General features: G+C 72.0%; 19 protein-coding genes. 11 read left to right on the forward strand and 8 right to left on the reverse strand.

What is annotated here, in order from left to right:
• The first annotated feature begins 340 nt into the window (after positions 1-340).
• Positions 341-556, forward strand: a complete 216-nt coding sequence (locus WME95_RS01600) for a hypothetical protein (RefSeq protein ID WP_437906681.1) — start codon at positions 341-343, stop codon at positions 554-556.
• 21 nt (positions 557-577) lie between these two features.
• Here the strand turns inward: WME95_RS01600 and WME95_RS01605 are convergent, their stop codons facing one another.
• Positions 578-1,936, reverse strand: coding sequence for a hypothetical protein (locus WME95_RS01605; RefSeq protein ID WP_437906683.1), 1,359 nt, complete (start codon positions 1,934-1,936; stop codon positions 578-580).
• A 264-nt stretch (positions 1,937-2,200) separates the two neighbouring features.
• Complete coding sequence (locus WME95_RS01610; protein ID WP_437906685.1) at positions 2,201-2,779, reverse strand: protoglobin family protein; 579 nt, start codon at positions 2,777-2,779, stop codon at positions 2,201-2,203.
• Between the two features lie 366 nt (positions 2,780-3,145).
• Here WME95_RS01610 and WME95_RS01615 point away from each other — a divergent pair, with 366 nt between their 5' ends.
• On the forward strand, positions 3,146-4,036 hold the full coding sequence (locus WME95_RS01615) for an SDR family oxidoreductase (RefSeq protein WP_437548900.1): 891 nt from the start codon (positions 3,146-3,148) through the stop codon (positions 4,034-4,036).
• An 11-nt stretch (positions 4,037-4,047) separates the two neighbouring features.
• On the opposite strand, the gene WME95_RS01620 is transcribed toward WME95_RS01615, so the two are convergent.
• Entirely contained in the window at positions 4,048-4,482 is a 435-nt protein-coding gene (locus WME95_RS01620) for a hypothetical protein (RefSeq protein WP_437715226.1), read from the reverse strand.
• Positions 4,483-4,562: 80 nt separating this feature from the next.
• Complete coding sequence (locus WME95_RS01625; RefSeq protein ID WP_437906688.1) at positions 4,563-5,285, reverse strand: hypothetical protein; 723 nt, start codon at positions 5,283-5,285, stop codon at positions 4,563-4,565.
• A 93-nt stretch (positions 5,286-5,378) separates the two neighbouring features.
• Between WME95_RS01625 and WME95_RS01630 the strand changes: the two genes are divergently transcribed.
• The 3 genes from WME95_RS01630 to WME95_RS01640 all read left to right on the forward strand — a co-directional run bounded on the left by WME95_RS01630 (position 5,379) and on the right by WME95_RS01640 (position 8,088).
• Positions 5,379-6,020: an O-methyltransferase gene (locus WME95_RS01630; protein WP_437906690.1), complete on the forward strand. Its 642-nt coding sequence runs from the start codon at positions 5,379-5,381 to the stop codon at positions 6,018-6,020.
• Positions 6,021-6,121: 101 nt separating this feature from the next.
• Complete coding sequence (locus WME95_RS01635) at positions 6,122-7,021, forward strand: type III pantothenate kinase (protein ID WP_437715229.1); 900 nt, start codon at positions 6,122-6,124, stop codon at positions 7,019-7,021.
• An 8-nt stretch (positions 7,022-7,029) separates the two neighbouring features.
• Positions 7,030-8,088: a FecCD family ABC transporter permease gene (locus tag WME95_RS01640; protein WP_437906692.1), complete on the forward strand. Its 1,059-nt coding sequence runs from the start codon at positions 7,030-7,032 to the stop codon at positions 8,086-8,088.
• A 15-nt stretch (positions 8,089-8,103) separates the two neighbouring features.
• Here the strand turns inward: WME95_RS01640 and WME95_RS01645 are convergent, their stop codons facing one another.
• From WME95_RS01645 to WME95_RS01660, 4 genes are all read right to left on the reverse strand, one after another.
• Positions 8,104-8,502, reverse strand: coding sequence for a (deoxy)nucleoside triphosphate pyrophosphohydrolase (locus WME95_RS01645; RefSeq protein WP_272097380.1), 399 nt, complete (start codon positions 8,500-8,502; stop codon positions 8,104-8,106).
• Between the two features lie 91 nt (positions 8,503-8,593).
• Positions 8,594-9,685, reverse strand: coding sequence for an FHA domain-containing protein (locus WME95_RS01650; protein WP_437906694.1), 1,092 nt, complete (start codon positions 9,683-9,685; stop codon positions 8,594-8,596).
• A gap of 243 nt (positions 9,686-9,928) precedes the next feature.
• The gene (gene ruvA, locus WME95_RS01655) at positions 9,929-10,555 is read right to left on the reverse strand and encodes a Holliday junction branch migration protein RuvA (protein ID WP_437906696.1); all 627 of its coding nucleotides are present in this window, start codon (positions 10,553-10,555) and stop codon (positions 9,929-9,931) included.
• The gene (locus WME95_RS01660) at positions 10,552-11,073 is read right to left on the reverse strand and encodes a hypothetical protein (protein ID WP_437906698.1); all 522 of its coding nucleotides are present in this window, start codon (positions 11,071-11,073) and stop codon (positions 10,552-10,554) included. Before WME95_RS01660 ends, ruvA begins: the two co-directional genes overlap by 4 nt.
• Positions 11,074-11,287: 214 nt before the next feature.
• Between WME95_RS01660 and WME95_RS01665 the strand changes: the two genes are divergently transcribed.
• The 6 genes from WME95_RS01665 to WME95_RS01690 all read left to right on the forward strand — a co-directional run bounded on the left by WME95_RS01665 (position 11,288) and on the right by WME95_RS01690 (position 18,016).
• Entirely contained in the window at positions 11,288-11,695 is a 408-nt protein-coding gene (locus tag WME95_RS01665) for a hypothetical protein (RefSeq protein WP_437906700.1), read from the forward strand.
• Positions 11,692-13,026: a LysM peptidoglycan-binding domain-containing protein gene (locus tag WME95_RS01670; RefSeq protein ID WP_437906702.1), complete on the forward strand. Its 1,335-nt coding sequence runs from the start codon at positions 11,692-11,694 to the stop codon at positions 13,024-13,026. Before WME95_RS01665 ends, WME95_RS01670 begins: the two co-directional genes overlap by 4 nt.
• A gap of 235 nt (positions 13,027-13,261) precedes the next feature.
• On the forward strand, positions 13,262-14,902 hold the full coding sequence (locus tag WME95_RS01675; protein ID WP_437906704.1) for a tetratricopeptide repeat protein: 1,641 nt from the start codon (positions 13,262-13,264) through the stop codon (positions 14,900-14,902).
• Positions 14,903-15,365: 463 nt separating this feature from the next.
• Positions 15,366-15,938, forward strand: coding sequence for a hypothetical protein (locus WME95_RS01680; RefSeq protein ID WP_437548924.1), 573 nt, complete (start codon positions 15,366-15,368; stop codon positions 15,936-15,938).
• Position 15,939: 1 nt separating this feature from the next.
• A complete protein-coding gene (locus WME95_RS01685) occupies positions 15,940-17,166 on the forward strand; it encodes a matrixin family metalloprotease (RefSeq protein ID WP_437906706.1) in 1,227 nt (408 codons plus the stop codon).
• Between the two features lie 400 nt (positions 17,167-17,566).
• Positions 17,567-18,016 (forward strand): hypothetical protein, encoded by a 450-nt coding sequence (locus WME95_RS01690; RefSeq protein WP_437548928.1) that lies wholly within the window; start codon positions 17,567-17,569, stop codon positions 18,014-18,016.
• Positions 18,017-18,320: the final 304 nt, after the last annotated feature.

Genomic DNA, 18,320 nt, shown 5'->3' on the forward strand with positions numbered 1-18,320 from the left:
GAGGTCCGTCGCCCACGGTCGAGCCGGCTGTGACACTTTGACCCAGCGCGCACGCCCGGCGCGCCGCGCGGAAAGCCCGGCGCCGAGGGCGTCGCGCGCCGCCATGGCCTCCTCCGCTGTGGCGATTTGCCTTCTCGCGGGAACCCTCACGTCCGCCGGCCGGGGCGCTCGGGTGGCCCGGAGCTCCGGCGCCGAGCTCGCTTTGCGCGGCATAACGGCTCTTCGGGCCTGCGATCCAACGGTTGAGTCGCGTCAGAACAGCGATTGGTACGCCCCCTGCTTGAGTGTTCGATGTCCCCTGCATCGCATGCGGACAGTACACCACGAAGGAGGACAACCCATGTTGCGCAAGGTGCTTGCAGTGCTCTTGGTCTCCACGATTCCCCTGGCCGCCGGCTGTTTCGTCGACGCGGACGACGACAAGGACGAAGGCGAGGACGACTGCATCACGGCATGTTCGACGGATCGAGACGATTGCATCGCGGCGTGCGACGACGACGGCGATTGCGTCTCGGCGTGCGAAGAAGATCACGACTGCGACTCGCTCTGCATCTGAGCGCGCCGCGCCGTCGCTGCTTCAGTGATGTCGCCCGGCCAGGCGCCGCGAGAGCCTGGCCGCGAGCGACGGGCGCGTCCGGATCATGTGCCGCATCGGCCGGATCCCGGAGGGGAAGGCGGCCTCGGCGAGCGAGGGCATGAGCGCCTCGTCCACGTTCTTGAGGGCGACCACGCGCTCTTCCCTGCGCTCGATCCAGATGAGCTCGCCGTCGCCGGCGCGCCCGAGCCGCGGCTCGTCGCCGGCGATCGGCGAGCCGTCGTAGAGCTGCCACAGCGCGGCCTCGACGCCCGCCGCGGCGCCGGCGTCGTCCCACGCCGACGCCCACGCCGTGCCGATCGCGTCCGTCTTCCGATCGCGCACGAACAGGGCGCGATCTCCGTCCCAGGCCGCGGCCAGCGCGCGCATGTCGCCGAGATCGGGCGCGCCCTCGAGCGGGCGCAGGAGCAGGTAGGTGAACCACTCACCGAGGGTGTCCCAGTCGAGCCGCTCGAGCCGGTCGTCGAGCGTGGACGGGATCTCGTCCAGGCCGACGCCGACCTCGGGGTCCTGGGCGTCGAGGGTGAGGATCTGCTGAGTGCTCGTGGGCGCCCGCGTCGAGAAGAGCGCGTCCTCGCTCGACCAGTCGAACGGCGGGAGCCTGTCGATGACGGGCGTCGCCGCGCTCGCGCCGGTCAGGTTGTGGGCGCAGTACTCGAGCCCGAAGCTGTAGGCGAACGATGGATACGCCATGAACAAGAGGGGGAGCCCGCTGCCGGCGAGGAGCTCCTCCCGCTGCGCATGCACCGACGACAGGAGCCGGCCCCAGTCCACGAGGTGCAGATCAGCGTCGAGGTGCTCCTGCATGATGAAGCGCCCCTCCGCGAGCGTCGCGTCGCCCTCGGTGACCGCCCGCTGCGCGAGGAACGCGTCGCTCGTCAGCGCGTCGTCCTGGTCCGGCGCCAGGTCGAAATGCTGATCCTGGAGCCCGTGCACGTACTCGTGGATGAGAACAGAGTCGTCCACCTCGCCGATGAGCACGATGCCGTTGCTCTCGAGAGAGTACCACGCAGCGGCCCAGTCCCCCGAGCGAGCCAGCGTCTCCCGGAGGTCCGCGTCGACGGCGAAGTAGCCGAGCCGGCCGTAGGTCGCGGCCATCTCCGCGAGGTCGTCCTCCTCGGCGGCGGCCGCGGCCGCCTCCTGGTCCGCCTCGAACTCGTCCCGCGTGATCGTGACGACCGGCACGGCGTGGCGGAATGACAGCTCGCGCACCTGCTCGGCGCGCTTCGCGAGCCGGGCGAAGCGGCGCTCTTCCTCGGATGGCTCGTCGCTGCAGCCGGCGATCGTCGGGATGACGGACAGCCCCACGAGAAGCGCGATGCCATCGAAGAATCGGTTCATGGTGGGCGGGCGCCTAGCACCGCATGTGCCGGGCTCTTCGTCGCGGTGTTCCCGGCCGATCCAGGCGATCCAAAGGCGCCCTCGCCGGCGCGTGGCGCGCGCGGCAGGGCGGCGCAGCGCGCGCCGTTGTGCGCTTGCGCAAACGGTCGCGCGATTGCGCAATGGGCCGTCCGCTCGACGCGCCGCCGCCCCCGGGATGCCGGCGCGCAGCCCGCCGCTGCGGTCCGTCCCGGCGGGCGACACATGGCCGGAAGGGGAGGGGGATCAGGCCGCCGAGACGTAGTGGCGCGCGAGGAGGTCGTTCTGGAGCCAGAGCAGCTTGTTGAACGCGCGGAGGGTGCGCACCTCGGTTTCGCGGTCGAGGCCCAGCGACAGGATGGTCTGGAGCAGGGCGTCCGACACGAAGCCCATGAGCGCGTTCATCTGCACGAGCGGGACGACGACCTCGGGATTGCCGGCCTTCGCGGTGTGGATCTTCCCCACCATATCGAGGTAGGCGACCATCTTCGGATCGTACGGATGGGTCACGAGCCGGACGAGGTAGGCTGCGAGGTGCTGCTTGCGGAACTTGATCTGCTCGTGGTCCATCGTGAGCGACGCGAGGTCGACCGGGGGCGCCCCCTCGTAGCCGTGCTGCTTCGGCACGAAGTGGCGCTTCGTGGCGTCGTAGAGGAACAGCTTCTCGTACACCGCGTTGACGAGCGCCTCGACCCGCGGGGCGAGGTGCGGCGCGGCGCCGTGGATCGCCGCGATGTCCGCCTCGCCGAAGCCGACAAACTCGATGAGATAACCGAACCGATACTCGAGATCTGACTCCAGACGGCTCTCGTCGACGTGTTTCATCACCACGGTTCTCCTCCGCGTCTTCGCCGGCGGCGTGCCGCGAGACAACGCAGGGTGAAGACACCGGACCAGCTGTCGCCTGTCAAGCCTTGACGTGACAGGTCGTGGCGGTGCCGCGCGACAGTGGCGCGCGCCGTCTGCTCGATCACGTCGATCCACGAGAGATGTCTGCCGCCGTGTCCGCTCGGGAGCGCCCGGCGAGGGTCCGACGGCGCGCCGCTCGCTGGTCGCTGCGCCGGTGTAGGGGCGCCTCCGATCTGGAGAGCAGGCGGCCACCGATGGCCGGGCTGTGCCGCCGCCCTTATGGCCAGGGTTCGGTGGGAGCGCGTTCGGCCTCTCACGACATCGCAGCGTCAGGAGGAGGTTATGCAGAACACTGGACCGGCAGCGGATCCGAAAGGCGCGGGCCCGAAGCCGCCTTTCGAGGGCAAGACACAGGAGCGTCCCGGAATCGAAGCCAAGATGGATCCGAGACCCGATTACGGCGAGTCGTCGTACAAGGGGCTCGGCCGGCTGAAGGACCGCATCGCGCTGATCACCGGAGGGGACAGCGGGATCGGCCGAGCCGTCGCGCTCGCGTTCGCCCGCGAGGGGGCCCACGTGGCGATCTCCTACCTGAGCGAGCACGAGGACGCGAAGGAGACGGCGCGGGTCATCAAGGAGGCGGGGCGCGAGGCGCTCACGCTACCCGGCGACCTGGCCGACGAGGCTCATTGCCGGAAGGTGGTCGAGGAGGTGGCGCGTAAATTCGGGCGCATCGATGTCCTCGTGAACAACGCGGCGGAGCAGGGCAAGGCCGTCGAGCGGTTCGAGGACATCGACGCAGCGCGCCTCGAGCGCACCTTCCGCGTCAACATCCTGGCCATGTTCCACATGATCCGGTACGCGCTGCCGCACATGAAGGAAGGCGGCTCGATCATCAACGTCGCCTCGATCCAGGCGTACCAGCCGAGCCCGGCGATCCTCGATTACGCGTCCACGAAGGGGGCGATCGTCACCTTCAGCAAGGGCCTGGCGCAGGACCTCATCGAGCGTGGCATCCGCGTCAACGTCGTGGCGCCCGGCCCCGTGTGGACGCCGCTCATCCAGCAATCGTTCGACAAGGAGAAGGTGGCCACCTTCGGCAAGAATCATCCAATGGAGCGCCCGGCGCAGCCGGTCGAGCTCGCCCCCGCATTCGTGTTCCTCGCCTCGAACGAGGCGATCTACGTCAACGGCGAGGTCCTCGGTGTAACCGGCGGCAAACCGCTTTCCTAGAGCGGGGCTCGTCAGGGATCGGTGAGCTGCTTCAGGTCGACGCTGACGCCGAGGTGGTGGAGCGCGTCCTCGGGGCGGGTGAAAATGCCCATCGGTTTTTCATAGCCCTTCGAAAGCCGGCCGACCTGGAGCACCCCGGTCGCGCTCTTCAGGAGGACCGCGGTCTTCTTGAAACCTTGCGTCAGCCGCGTGTGACAGTGCGCGAACGCATTCTCGAATCCGGCGTCGTTGCGCAGCGGTGCGTCGCGGGCGTCGACCAGCAGGAGCGTGTGCCGCCTGGCGATCGCCTCGAGCGACCGATCGATGCGATCGAAGCTCAGCTCGATCGCCGCGATGCTCGGATAGTTCAGCGAATATCGCTTGATGAGCACGAGCTGCTGAGCGGGGTCGTGATGGACGACCGCGTACGGGTCCCGCTCAATCTCGCGCAATCCGAGGAAGGCCACGACGGAATGTTATGCCTGTTCGCCCAGGGCGTCGACCCCCGCGGCGCGGCGCGGCATGGCGGCCCGCGGCGTTTCACCGGTCACTCGCAATCCGCCCCGCACCGCGCCTCTTCGCATGCGAAGACCACCCCGGCAGCCTGCACGCCGTCCGCGTGCATCGCCGAGCACACCTCCAGGCAGCCATCTCCGTCCGCACGGCAGGCATCCACGCACGCGAGCATTGCCCTGCACGACGGCTCGGCGACGCACGCGTTCATCTCGGCTGCGCACCCTGTCGACCGGCAGGACGCGCAAGGGGACAGCGCGTCTCGCGATGGGCATTGCGCGCTGCACCGCTCGGACGCGCAGCCGCCCTCGAGGAAGATGCCCGAGATGCCCGCCCGGTGCGCCGTCAGGCACGCCTGCTCGCAAGCCGCGTCCTCCGCCGCGCAGCCGAGGAGGCAGTTGCCCAGCGCGGCGCACTCCGCGCTCCGCTGGCACGCGCAATAGCTCTCCTGGCAGCGCAGGGCGAGGCAGGTCGTGCACGGATCGCCGAGCGACGCGCAATCGTAGACCGCCTCTCCCCCCGCGCCGCCGCCGGCCGTCGTGGAGCTCGCCCCCACGCCAGCGCCTGCGCCGCCGGAGCCGCCTGCGCCGCCCGCGCCCCCGCCGGAGCCGCCCATGCCTGCGCCGCCCGTGCCCCCGCCTGCGCCGCCCGTGCCGGCTCCGCCGGAGCCGCCCGTCCCGGGGCTGCCGTCCGTCGAGCTGCAGGCCGCCGCCAGGAGCGCCGCTGCGGCGCACGTCTTCCAGGAAGAGAAGGCCATGGTCGACGCTACCGCGAAGGCCGCCGGCGGCTCAAGGTGAGGTGAGGAGGGAGCGCGCACCGATGCTACGGTGCGCGGCCGAGGAGCCTCGCCATGATCGCTATCGTCAATCCAGAGCTGGATCGCTACGTTCACGACCACTCCGAGCCGCCGCCCGCGCTCCTCGATGAGCTGCGCGAGTTCACCCTGGCCCACGAGCCGAGGGCGGTCATGCAGGTCGGGCGGGTCGAAGGCTCCCTGCTCAGGATGCTGGTCGCGCTCATGCAGGCGCGCCGGGTGCTCGAGATCGGGACGTTCACCGGCTACTCGGCGCTCAGCATGGCCGAGGCGCTCCCGCCGGACGGCGAGCTCATCACGTGCGATCGCGACCCCGAGGTGGTCCGCATCGCCCGATCGTTCTTCGACCGCAGCGAGCACGGCGGGAAGATCCGGATCGCGCTCGGCGACGCGCTCGCCACCCTGCGCGCCATGCCGGCGAGCCCTGCCTTCGATCTCGTGTTCATCGACGCCGACAAGGAGCGGTACCCGGCCTACTACGAGGAGGCCCTCCCGCGCCTCCGCCGCGGCGGGCTGATCGTCGCAGACAACACCCTCTGGAGCGGCGAGGTCCTCGCCCCCGAGAGCGTGGACGGCCGCGCCATCGCCGCCTTCAACGATCTCGTCTTCCGCGATCCCCGGGTCGAGAAGGTCATGCTCACCGTGCGCGACGGGGTGACGCTCGCGCGCAAGCGCTGAAGGCCGGGCGCGGCGGACGTGCGGCAGCGCGCCGCGCGCGCCGGCAGCGCGTCCGAAATCCTGGCCGGATCCCGGGCGCGCGGCGCTAGAGTCGGGCCAGCATGCTGCTCGCCATCGACGTCGGGAACACCAACATCAGCTTCGGGGTGCTGGAGGGCGAGGTGCTCCAGCACCACCTCCGCTGCGAGAGCGCGCGCTCCCGCACCTCGGACGAGTACGCCGTGCTCGTCCGGCAGATGCTCGACCTCCGCCGCGTCGACCTCGCCCGCATCGACAGCGCGATCGTCGCGAGCGTCGTGCCGACGCTGACCGACACGATGGTGGGGCTCGTCGAGCGGGCGTTCGGGATCGAGCCGCTCGTCGTGGGGCCCGGCATCAAGACCGGCATGGCCATCCTCTACGAGAACCCGCGCGAGGTCGGCGCCGACCGGATCGTCAACGCGGTCGCGGCGCACGAGTGGGTGCGGCGGCAGCCCGAGCCCGCGCCCCGCGCCGCGCCGGCGCGAGCGCACGCGGCCGAGCACGACCGGGGGGATCACGCCGCCGCCGGCGTCATCGTCGTCGACTTCGGCACGGCGACGACGTTCGACTGCGTGACCCCGAAGGGAGAGTACCTGGGCGGCGTCATCGCGCCGGGCATCCAGATCAGCGCCGAGGCGCTCTTCTCCCGCGCCGCGCGGCTGTCCCGCGTCGAGATCGCGCTCCCGCCCCGGGTCGTCGGCCGCAACCCCGTCCACTCGATGCAGTCGGGCATCGTGTACGGCTACGCGGGGCTCGTCGACGGGCTCGTGGGCCGCCTCCGGCGGGAGCTCGGCTACCCGTGCCGCGTCATCGCGACCGGTGGCCTGGCGCGGCTCATCGCGCCGCAGACCGAGACCATCGAGGAGGTCGACGACGACCTGACGCTCACCGGGCTGCGCCTCATCTACGAGCGGAACGCCGAGCGCAACAGCGGGCCCGCCACCCTGCCGCCCGCGGCGCGCGGAGGCGGCCAGGATTGACGTCGCCCGTGTCCGGTCCCGCCCCGCGCCGAGCGAGCGCGCCCTCCCTCCCGGCGCCGCCGGCGTCCGGCCGGGGCCCCCGCCGCGCGCTCGTCCTCGCCGCCGCGCCCGCGGCGCTCGTGCTCTCGCTCGTCCTCGCCGTCCTCCTCGGCGCCGAGCCCGTCTCGATCGCGCGCGCCGTCGCCGAGCCCGGCCTCGACCGGACCCTCCTCATCGACGTGCGCTTGCCGCGCGTGCTCCTCGCGGCCGTCTCCGGCGCCGGCCTCGCGGCCGTGGGCGCCGCGTTCCAGGCGCTGCTCAGGAACCCGCTCGCCGAGCCGTACGTGCTGGGCGTCTCCGGCGGCTCCGCGCTCGGCGCCGCGGTCGCGATCGCGCTCGGCGTCGGCGCGACGACCGTCCTCGGCGCCACCCTCCTGCCCGCGGCGGCGCTCGCCGGCGGCCTCGTCGCGACGCTGCTCGTCTACGCCATCGCGCGCGGCGCGGCCGAGGGCACCTCCGGCGCCTCGATGCTCCTCGCCGGCGTCATCGTGAACTCCATCGCCGCGGGCCTCATCTCCTTCCTCAAGACGCTCGTCTCTCCCTCGCGCGCCCAGCAGCTGCTCCGGTGGCTCATCGGCTTCGTCGAGCTGCCCACGACCTCGGCCCTCCTCGGCGTCGCCGTCTACGTCGCCGCCGGCTGCGCCGTGCTCCTCGCCGACGCCGCGCGGCTGAACCTCCTCTCGCTCGGCGACGAGTCGGCCGGGACCCTGGGCGTCGACGTCCGCGCCGTCGAGCGCCGGGTCTTCCTCGCGTCCTCGTGCGTCGTCGGCGCGATCGTCAGCCGCACGGGCCTCATCGGCTTCGTCGGGCTGATCGTCCCGCACGCGGTCCGCCGGCTCTGCGGCGCGGATCACCGGCGGCTCCTGCCGCTGTCGCTCGTGGCCGGCGCGGTCCTGCTCGTCACGTGCGACCTCGTCGCGCGGCTCCTGTTCCGGTGGCTCGGCACGGAGCCGCCGGTGGGCGCGGTGACCGCGGTGCTCGGCGGGCCGTTGTTCCTCGTGCTGCTGCGGCGCTCGCCGCGGCTGTAAGGGCGCGCGGGCGCGTCAGGTCATGCCGAGGAGCTTGTTCATGCTGGCCTCGTCCGCCGGCGTGAACGGGTAGCGATCGAACTCGGCGCTCGTGACCCACCGGAACGCGTTCACGGCCAGCGAGGCGAGCTCGCCGCTCTTGATGTGGCACTCGTAGAGGTACAGATCGACGACGTAGCGCTCGTAGGGGTGGCTCACGAACGAGATCAGCTGGCCCACCTCGATCTCGACGCCGAGCCGGTGGCGGACCTCGCGCTTCAGCGCGGCCGCGTCCGTCTCGGTCTCCTCCACGCGCCCCCCGGGGAACTCCCAGAGCATCGGGAGCACGGCGGTCGGCCGGCGCTGGGTGATCAGGTACCGGCCGTCCTGTTCAATCACGGCGGCGACCACGCGGATGGTGCGGACCATTTCCATGGCGAGTGCCTCAGGGCTGCTGAGCGTACGATGGGGCGTCGGGTTGTGCGAGCGGGACGGTCGCCGCCCTCAAGGCGCCGCTGGCGCGCGCTCAGACGTTGATGCGGAACAGTTGCTGACCCATGAGCAGGATGTCGCCGCCCGTGATCTCGGTCTCGCCGAGGACGCGGAGGAAGGTGCCGTTCGAGCTGCCGAGGTCCGTGAGGAACAGCCGGCCGCCCTGGAGCGAGATCTGGCAGTGGAGCCCGGAGACGTAGCCGTCCTCGGGGAAGAGGATGTCGCCGCGCTCGCGCCCGAGGTGCAGGCCGGTGTCGGGGACCGGGAACGCGTTGCCGGTCGCGTCCCTGCCGATGATGAGGGCGAGCCGCGCGACGTAGCCCTTCGAGGGGCTGCCGAGCCGCTCGACGCCGTCGGGGGTCGTGGGCGCCGGGGAGAGCGGCTCGACGCGGACGATCTCCTGGCCGATGCGGAAGACGTCGCCGTTGTCGAGCTGCACCGGCGTGTCCCTGCGCAGCCTGCGGTAGACGCCGTTCAGCGAGCCCTCGTCCTTGACGAAGAGCCGCCCGCCCTTGATCGAGAACGTCGCGTGGCGCGGCGAGAGGTAGCTGTCGCCGCCGAAGATCGTGCCCGAGTCGCGCCCGATGAGCGTGGGGTTCGTGGGCAGCGTGTACGAGCCGGCCTCGGTGCCGTCGGCCCGGAGCGCCGTCAGCACGACGTTCGCGGCGCCCGACGTGGAGACGATCGGCGTGGAGGGCTGCGCGGCCTGGCCCGCCGGCTTGACGAGCTTGAAGCCGCACAGCGCGCAGAACTTGTTCGACGGCGGGTTGGGCTCCTGGCACTGGGGACAGACGACCGTCCCTGCGCCGGCCGCCGCCGCCGGCGTCGCGGACGCGGCCTTCTTGCTGGCGCCGGTGTCCTCCCCGCGGGCCGGGGCGATGAACGCCGCGGGATCGACGAGCGCGGGCGGCGGGGGCGCGACCGCGGGGCCCTTCTGGGCGCCGGTGCCGATAGCGGTCGGCTCATCGCCGTAATCCTTCGCCCGCGTCGCTGCCGGCACGCCGTGGGGCGGGGTGCCTGCCGCGAACTTCTTGGGCGAAACGTCGCGAGGCAGCTCGGCGCCGCAGCCGAGACAGAACTTGTAATGGTCCTGATTTTCTTTGGAGCACTTCGGGCAGGTGATCACCACGCCTCCTCACAACGAGCGACCGGACTGGGTCCCAGGGCGAACGGCGGCGGGAGCATATTCGCCGCGGCGGCCCTCTGTCGACTGTCTGTCGCTCCTCCGCCCCTCGAGCGGGGGTCCCGCGCCGCCGCCCGCCCGTTCGCCGGGGCGATTCTGCCGGGCAAATCGCGGCTCGCCGGGCGCGGGCGGCCGCGTTTTTCCGGGCGCGGGCGATCGCGTTTTGCCGGCCGCCGGCGGCGTGGGTCACTTGGAGAGGAGCGCGAGCGCATCGCGCACGAGGTCGCCGAGCGGGGCGCTGTCGACGCGCGCGCCGAGGGCGGTGACGGCGCGCTCGGCCTCGGCCGGGCGGTAGCCCATGCGGGTGAGCGCGCTGTGCAGGAGGTCCTGCTTGGCGCCGGTGGCCGCGGGCGGGGGGGCCGCGGGGGAGAGCGGGGCCGCGGGGAGGTGGACGAGCTTGTCCTTCAGCTCGAGGACGAGCCGCTCGGCGGTCTTCTTGCCGACGCCGGGGATGGCGGTGAGGCGCGCGGTCTCCCGGCGGGTGATCACCGCGGCGAGCTCCCCCGCGCCGAGCGCGCTGAGGATGGCCATCGCGATCTTCGGGCCGATGCTGGAGATGCCGATGAGCACGCGGAAGGCCGCCCGGTCCTCGCGCGTCGCGAAGCCGTACAGGAGGAGCGCGTCCTCGCGCACGTGGGTGTGGACGAACAGGGTGATCGCGTCCGAGCCGGCCTTCGCGTTCGCGGCGATGCCGCGCGCGCGCCCCAGCGCCCCGAGCGGGACGGTCACCTCGTAGCCGACCCCGCTGACGTCGAGGACGACCGTGCCCTCGTCGCCTTCTTCCACGACGTGGCCGGAGAGCCGGCCGATCAATTGACCTTGGCCCCTTGCTGGATCCACCTGCGGATGACGTCACGCTCCGCGGAGGGCAGGGGGTCGCCGCCAGAGGGCATCGGGTCCCCGCAGCCGTCGGGGGCGCACTCGAGGTCCCCGCAGCTCAGGGTGTCGTCGAGCTTGTGCATGAGGAAGCTGTTCGCGGGGTCGCCGGCCGTGATCCGCGCCATCCCGGAGGGCGCCCTCGACGCGGCGCCGACGTTCTGGGCCACGATCGCGTCGATCTGCGCCTGCGTGGCCTGCTCGATCAGCGGCGGGCCGAGGTACGCGAACCCGGCCGAGCCGGCCTCGGCGCCGTGGCACGTCGAGCTGAACGCGCAGGACCGCTGGAAGATGGGGAGGACCTCGCCCGCGAAGCTCACCTCGGGCGTGGTGCCGTCGAACTTGCTGTAGTCGAAGCACTCCGTCGCCGCGGGCCCGGGGCCGTCGTCACCGCAGCCGGCGCCGGCGCACGCCGTCGCGACAAGGAAAATCAGGAAGAGTTTCCGCACGTTCACCCCTCGCACCCAGATCTCGGGCTGGGACCCTAGCAGAACTGCGCGCGCTCCGTAACGCGTGACGTCGCGCCGCGCACCTCCGGTCGCGTGCGGTGGTTCCAGCGCGGCGCGCGCGGCGCGTCGCCCCGTCGGGGCGCGCGGCGTCCTGTCGCTGGGCGCGGAGATCGCCGCGCGTTTGGCCGGCCGGCGCGGCGGCGGGTAGGCTGGGCGTCCCATGAGGATTGGCCTGGGCATCGGCTCGACGGCGCTCGCGCTCGCCGCGCTCAACGTCGGTTGCGGCGGAGGGCACGACGCGGTCGAACGACAGCTCTCCGAGCTGCGCGCGGAGCTCGTCAGGGTGCGCGCGGAGAACGCGGTGCTCGCGGATCGTGTGGGCTCGCTGGAGCGCTCGCGGGGCGGCGCCCGCAGCGCGGCGCGCCCTGACGAGGCCGGGGCGCGCGCGGTGCCCCCGGAGGAGCCGGACAGGCCCGACCTCGAGGTGGTGCGGCTCGCGCCGGAGGACGACGGCGCGCGGCCGCCGGTGCTCCGCTCGACCGCGAACGGCGCCGTGATCGAAGAGCCCACGGGCGGGTCGCCGCCGTCGAGCCCGCCCCCCTCCACCCTGTCGAGGCGCAAGCGATGATGTTCCCCGCGAAGGCAACGCTGGTCCTGGTCTCCCTGGCGATCGTCGCCGCGCCGCCGCTGGCGCGCGCTCAGGACCAGCAGGGCGGCGAGGAGGGCGCCGGCCAGGCGCCGGGCGTCACCGTGGTCCAGCTCCCGAGGGGCGAGCCGACCGTCGAGACGCAGGTCGTGGTGCCGGGTTATCCGCAGCCGGGGTTCGATCCGAACGCCCACCTGCCCTCGAGCTCGCGGGGCACGACGGACACGTCCCGCCCGTCGGACGGCTTCGATCTGGGCCGCCGGAGCGAGGGCGCCGCCTCGGTGAAGGGCGGCGCGAACGGCAGCTACGTCGTCGAGGGGCAGTTCGTGCCCGAGTCGCACTCGGTGCGGCGCGGCGACACGCTCTGGGACATCTCGGGCAGGTACTACACGAACCCCTACGCGTGGCCGCAGGTCTGGGCGCTGAACCCGCAGCTCCAGAACCCGCACTGGATCTACCCGGGCGACCGGATCCGGCTCCGCGACCCGAGCGAGGGCCCGACCCGCGGCAGCATCGGGTTCGGCGCGAACCAGCTGGGGCGCGGGGGGCGGGTGCCGTCGAAGACGATCTTCCTGCGCGAGCTCGGCTGGGTCGACGACGTGAAGAAGGACACGTGGGGGGAGCTCGTCGCGAGCCCCGACGACCAGATGCTCCTCAGCGAGGGCGACGACGTCTACCTCCGCCTCTCGGACGATCACGACGTCTCGATCGGCCAGGAGCTGACGATCTTCCGCGAGATCAAGAAGGTGAAGAGCGGGGACGTGAAGGGCGAGCTCGTGACGGTGCGCGGCACGGCGCGCGTGGATCGCTACAACCCGAAGACGCACATGGTGCGCGCGCGGCTCATCGAGTCGCTCGACGTTGTCGAGCGCACGGACAGGGTCGGCGCGGTGTTGCGGCGCCTCGACGTGGTGCCGCCGGTGGGCGCCGAGGCGGATCTCGAGGCGAAGATCCTCGCGGCCGTCTACCCCTACCAGCTCGTCGGGCAGCACCAGGTTGTGTTCATCGACAAGGGCGAGAAGGACGGCGTGAAGCCGGGGCAGCGCTTCTTCGCGGTCCGGCGGGGCGACCGCTGGCTGCAGCAGATCAGCGGCGCCGGCAAGCTGGCCACGGTCCGGCCGCGGGTGCAGGACGAGCGTCCGGCGCAGGTCGACGAGCCGAAGTTCGGCGTCGACGAGGAGCTGCTGCCGGACGAGACCTACGCCGAGCTGCGGGTCGTGCATGTGCGCGAGCGCACGGCTGCGGCGCTCGTGACCCACGCGATGTACGAGGTCGAGCGGGACGCGGTGCTTGTCTCGCGCAAGGGCCTCTGAGGATCGACCGCCTGCGGCGTTTCACGGCCGGGGTGTGCGGGGCGAAGCCCACGGCCCCGCGTCCGATTGCGTGAGCGGGCCAACGTGCGCGAAGGCAGCGGCCCCAGCCGTCGGCGCGCCGCCGCGCGCGACCTGGGCGGCGGAGGCGGCGGAGGGAGACCAAGCGCTGCCGCCGCGCTGACCGCGCAATGTCTCCACGAGGGGGGCGCCGGCGCGGTATGATGTTCCGCCTGGCATGCGTCGCCTTCCCGAAGTCCAGTCCGAGCTGAGGGGAGTGGACGGCGATCCTCCCACGCAGCGCTCGTTCGACAGCGTGACGGATCGCTGCACGCCGAGGAGCGGATCGCTGGCCGAGGTGCTCGGCGAGGGGGTGGTGCGGGGGCCCCGTTCGAGCGCGGCGCCTCCGAGCCTCAACAGCACCCCGCCGGAGGCGCGCGGCCACGCGCTGCGGGAGCGCGGCAACCTGCTCCTCCGGCGGAACGACTACGCGGGCGCCGCGCGCGATTACGACGAGGCGCTCGCGATGTTCCGGGCGACGGGCGACGCGCTCGGGCAGGCCCAGGTGTTCATGGATCGGGGCGCGCTGCGCTTGCGGGAGGGCGTCCCGGTGCAGGCGGTGCGCGACTACGACGAGGCGCTCGCGCTGTTCCAGGCCGCGGGCGATCGCGCGGCGGAGGGCGACGCGCTGCGGGCGCGGGGCTTCGCGCGCGCCGAGGAGGGCGATCTCGGCGGCGCTGTGTGCGACTACGATCTGGCGATCCACCTCTTCCTGCAGCTCGGCGATCGCGAGCCGCTCAAGCCCCGGGCCGGGTCGCGCGGGGCGGCCGGCGACGCCGACGCTCCGGGCCCCTCGGAGCCGCCTCGCGCCCGCCCTCACGGCGCCGCGCACGGGCGGGCGCTCAAGGCGCGCGGCGATCTGCGGGTCCGGCTCCGCAACCTGGCGGGAGCGGCGCGCGACTACAGCACGGCGCTCGCGCTCTTCCAGGACACGGGGGATCGGAGCGGGCAGGCCAGCGTGCTGAAGGCGCGGGGCGACATGCGGTTCGCCCAGGACAACGTGACGGGCGCCGCGCGCGACTACGACTGGGCGCTCACGCTCTACCAGGCGACCGAGGACCACCTCGGGCAGGCCGGCGTGCTCAAGGCGCGGGGCGATCTCCGGGTGCGGCAGGGGGATCTGGCGGGCGCCGAGAAGGATTACGACCAGGGGCTCGAGCTGTTCACGGCGACGCGCGAGGTCCTGGGCCAGGCCGCGGTGCTCAAGGCGCGGGGCGATCTGCGCTCCGTGCAGGAGGACCTCGTGGACGCGGTGCGCGACTACGACCGGGCGCTCGCGCTGTTCCGCACGGGCTTCGAGCGCCGCGGGCAGGCCGCGACGCTCAAGGTGCGGGGCGATCTCCGCCGCAAGCAGTTCGAGCTGGTGGCCGAGCTCGTGGGCGTCGCGGCGGCCGACGCGTCGGATCTGGAGGAGGCGCTCTCGGACTACGAGCAGGCGCTCGCCCTGTTCGAGGTGCTCGAGGACGGCGCGGGTCAGGCCGGCGTGCTGCGGGCGCGGGGCGATCTGGCGCGCATCCAGGGGGATCTCGCCGGGGCGCTGTCGCTCTACCTCGGCGCGAAGCGGCTCCTGGACGTGTCGGGAAACGCCGCGGAGCTCTCGGCGACCCTCGCCGAGATCGCCCGGACGCACGCGCTCGCGGGCCGCGCGGCCGAGGCGCGCGCCGCGGCGGAGCAGGCGCTCGCGCGGGCCGATCGCGCGACCAGCGCCGAGCACCGCGAGCTCGCGGAGGCGGTCCTCGCCGGCCGCGTCGTGGCCCGGGACGAGGCGTTCGCGAAGCGCGACTCCAGGGCGCCGAACGGCCTGAAGCGGTTCGACTGAGAGAGGCCCTGAGCCGCGCCGGCGCGCGGAGGGCGCCCGGGAGAGCCTCCGCGCCCCCGGGCCTCCGCGGGCGGCGCGGCGCCGCACCGAGGACCCGCGCGCCGCTCCCGGCGAGCGAGGACAGCCTTTGATGACGCTGATGGCGAGTTGACCGGATCGACGGACAACCACCCTGACTCCGACCGATGCTGCCGAGAGCCGGGATGACCCGATAAGGGGTATCTCCTCCCGAGAGCTCCGGAGTGGGTCGTCTACATGTACGGCACAAATACAGGCGCACCACGGCGCGGGCGCCAATGCCCGCTTCCGTACATGTCGGCATGGCATCGCGCCGCGGTGTGATGATCCGCCGTCACGACAGATGGGCAACACCACGGCATCGCGAGCACGTTGCAGCGCTGTTTCCTGTCTGGCCGCCGCGTGCGCTTCGGGATAGAAAAGAATGTCTTAAGGAGTCATCTACATGAAGAGAGGCTTGAAAGCAGTGCTCGCCCTGTCCGCCGCGCTCGCTCTGCTAGGCATCGGTGCGCCCGCGGACGCGACGACGGCCGTCCTTCTCTCGCGGGAGGAGCTCGTGCGCCAGTCGGCGACGATCGCGCGCGTGATCGTCGGCCGATCGTACACGGCGGAATCCGACGACGGAAAATCGATCGTGACCCGCACCGAGCTCACGATCACCCAGCCGCTCAAGGGCGGCGCGGCGGACAAGGGGGGGTCGAAGATGATTGTGCTGGAGCAGATGGGCGGGACCTACAACGGCAAGACACAGCGGCTGCTCGGCGACGCCAAGCTCTCGCCCGGCGAGGACGCCGTGGTCTTCCTGCGCTCGGGCGACAAGGGGCGGTGGCACCTCACGGCGCTGGCGCTGTCGGCCTATCACGTGGACAAGAAGGGCATGGCGCGGCGCATCCTCGATGGGCTGCACCTCGTCCGGCGGACCGGAGCCGCGCTGGTGCCCGTCGAGACGCCCGTCGAGGCGGTCGAGCCCATCGAGAGCCTCATGACGGACGTCGTGCGCATCGCGGGAGGGAAGTGAGGTGAGGCGCCGCGTCGCCCTCGCCGCCCTGCTCGGCGCCGTCTCGTCCCTCGCCGTGGCCCGTGAGGCCGCCGCGTGGACGCCGCTCGATGACGTGGTCCCCCGCTGGGGCAAGCTGCCCGTCACCTACTACATCAACCGCTCGACGATCCCGGGCGAGATCTCCGCCTTCGCCGTCGACCGTGTCGAGACCGGGTTCGAGGCCTGGTCGAACGCGGGGTGTACGGCGTGGCAGGTCGAGCTCCTCGGCGACACCACCGATCGTTACAACTACAACGACGGCAAGAACGTGTTTCAGTGGATCAGCTCCTCCTGGCCGAACATGCTCGGCGACGTCAACTCGGTCATCGGCGTCACGATGCCGGTCTGGAGCTTCGACGGCGCCATCATTGACGCCGACATGGTCTTCAACGACGTCGGGTTTTGCTGGAACGACACCGGCAACAACGGCTGTGTCGACACGCAGTCGATCGCCACGCACGAAGAGGGGCATTTCCTGGGCCTCGGCCACTCCGCCGAGCGGAGCGCGACGATGACCCCTTACTATGTCGTGGGCTCGTCGATGCGCACCATCGAGCAGGACGACATCGATGGCGTGTGCGCGCTGTATCCCATCGGCGGGACCACGGCCGCGAGCGCCGCGAGCGCTGCCGCCGGCGGCGGCGGCAGCTGCGATAGCTGCTCGAACGATTCGCTCGCGGACACCTGCAGGGCGCCCTATGACGCGTGCGGTGGGTCGAACGCGTGCAGGGGATTCATCGGCTGTGTCAACGAGTGCCAGGACGACGCGTGCGTCGAGCGATGCATGGATGACCATGCCGAGGGCGCCGGCATGTATATCAGCATCCTCGAGTGCATCTGCGGGGAATGCTCGACCGAGTGCTCGACCGAGTGCGCTGGCTTCGATGGCGGCGGCAGCGGCGCCGGCGGCGCCGGCGGCAGCGGGGGCGATGGCGGAGCGGACGGCAGCAGCGTGTCGACCTCCTCCTCCTCATCGACCGGCGGCGGATCGACCGTGGGCGCGACCGTGAGCTCGTCGGTCGCCTCGAGCGGCGGGGTGGGCGGCGCGGGCGGCGCCGATCCCGACGACACGCCGAAGAGCGGCGATGAGGGGTCTGGCGGCGATGCCGGGTGCTCCTGCTCGACGACCGGCCGATCGGCCGATCTCGGCGGCGTCATGCTCCTCGGCGTGCTCGGCGCGCTGGCGTCGCGACGGCGCCGGCGCTGAGCGTTCGGTCGCGGGGCTTCAGGGGGAGCGCCGGCCCCCGCGGCGGCGCGGCTCGCGTCTGGGCCTGCCGCCATCTTCCGGGCCAGAGAGCACCTGAGAGGACACCTGGTGGAGGCCCGCGCCGTCGGCATGGGGGCTCTGACCTCCACCGCGCCGCGCGGGCGCCCGCCGGCGCGGCGCGGTGGAGCGCAAAAACCCCGAGATAGGCCGTCTTCCCCGCGGATCCTGGGCGCGCCGAGGGCGGGCCGAAGCACCCCGACAACCTGGCCCGCCGGTTGCTCTATCCGGATGCGACGCCGCGAGACAGCGACGAGGGACGCCGAGGCGAGCTCGAGCTCGCAAAGAGGCCGTCGACACGCGATCTCGCGAGCGCGAACACAAGGCCCAAGGACACACCACCATGAACATCAAGAACCTGCTCCTCTGCTCGCTCATCTCTTCCTCCTCGCTCGTCGGCTGCATCGCCGAGCCGCTCGAGGGCGACAGCGTCGATGAGGGCGCGAGCGACGCCGCCGAGGTCGTGGGCGAGGGCGCAGAGGCGATCATCGGCCCCGGCGGGGATGACGGCGGCGGCCCGGTCACGAAGACCGTGAACCTCTCCTGCTCGATCACCTATCCCAGCATCTTCAACCCGAACGCCGCGATCAAGAACACCTCGCTCTTTGGCGTTCCGGAAGATGCGAAGATCACCTTCACCGTCACGCACTACTACGGCGATCCGGGGCCCTACACCCGCTCGGTCACCGGGCCGCTCGCGAAGGGCCAGACCAAGCTCGTCCCCCTCACGCACCCCGGCGCGCTCGACGCCTACGGCTGCACCGCCAAGGCCACCTGGATCCTCCCCGACTGAACCCGCGTCGGCAGACCAGCTGCCCTGTTGCAGGGCGAGGGCGTCACCGCGCACGGAGCCCCCGATGTCCCCAGGCGCGCTTCCACGCGCGCCTTCGCGGAGCTCGCCCTGTCTCCCGATCTCCACGAGAGCAGCGCTCGACACGAGGGCAGCACTCGACGTCTTACCTGTTCCTACCTCTCCCGCCTCGCTCCCAATTTTTGTTTTGCTAATTGACACAATAGAAAATCGGGCTACCTTGAAGCTCGTGACAGCGCCAGGCCGCCCGCGCGGCAGACCGAGGAAGGATCCGCAGCAGCTCGCG

The sequence above is a fragment of the Sorangium sp. So ce327 genome, from assembly GCF_051530205.1.
Classification (GTDB): Bacteria; Myxococcota_A; Polyangia; order Polyangiales; family Polyangiaceae; genus Sorangium; species Sorangium cellulosum_B.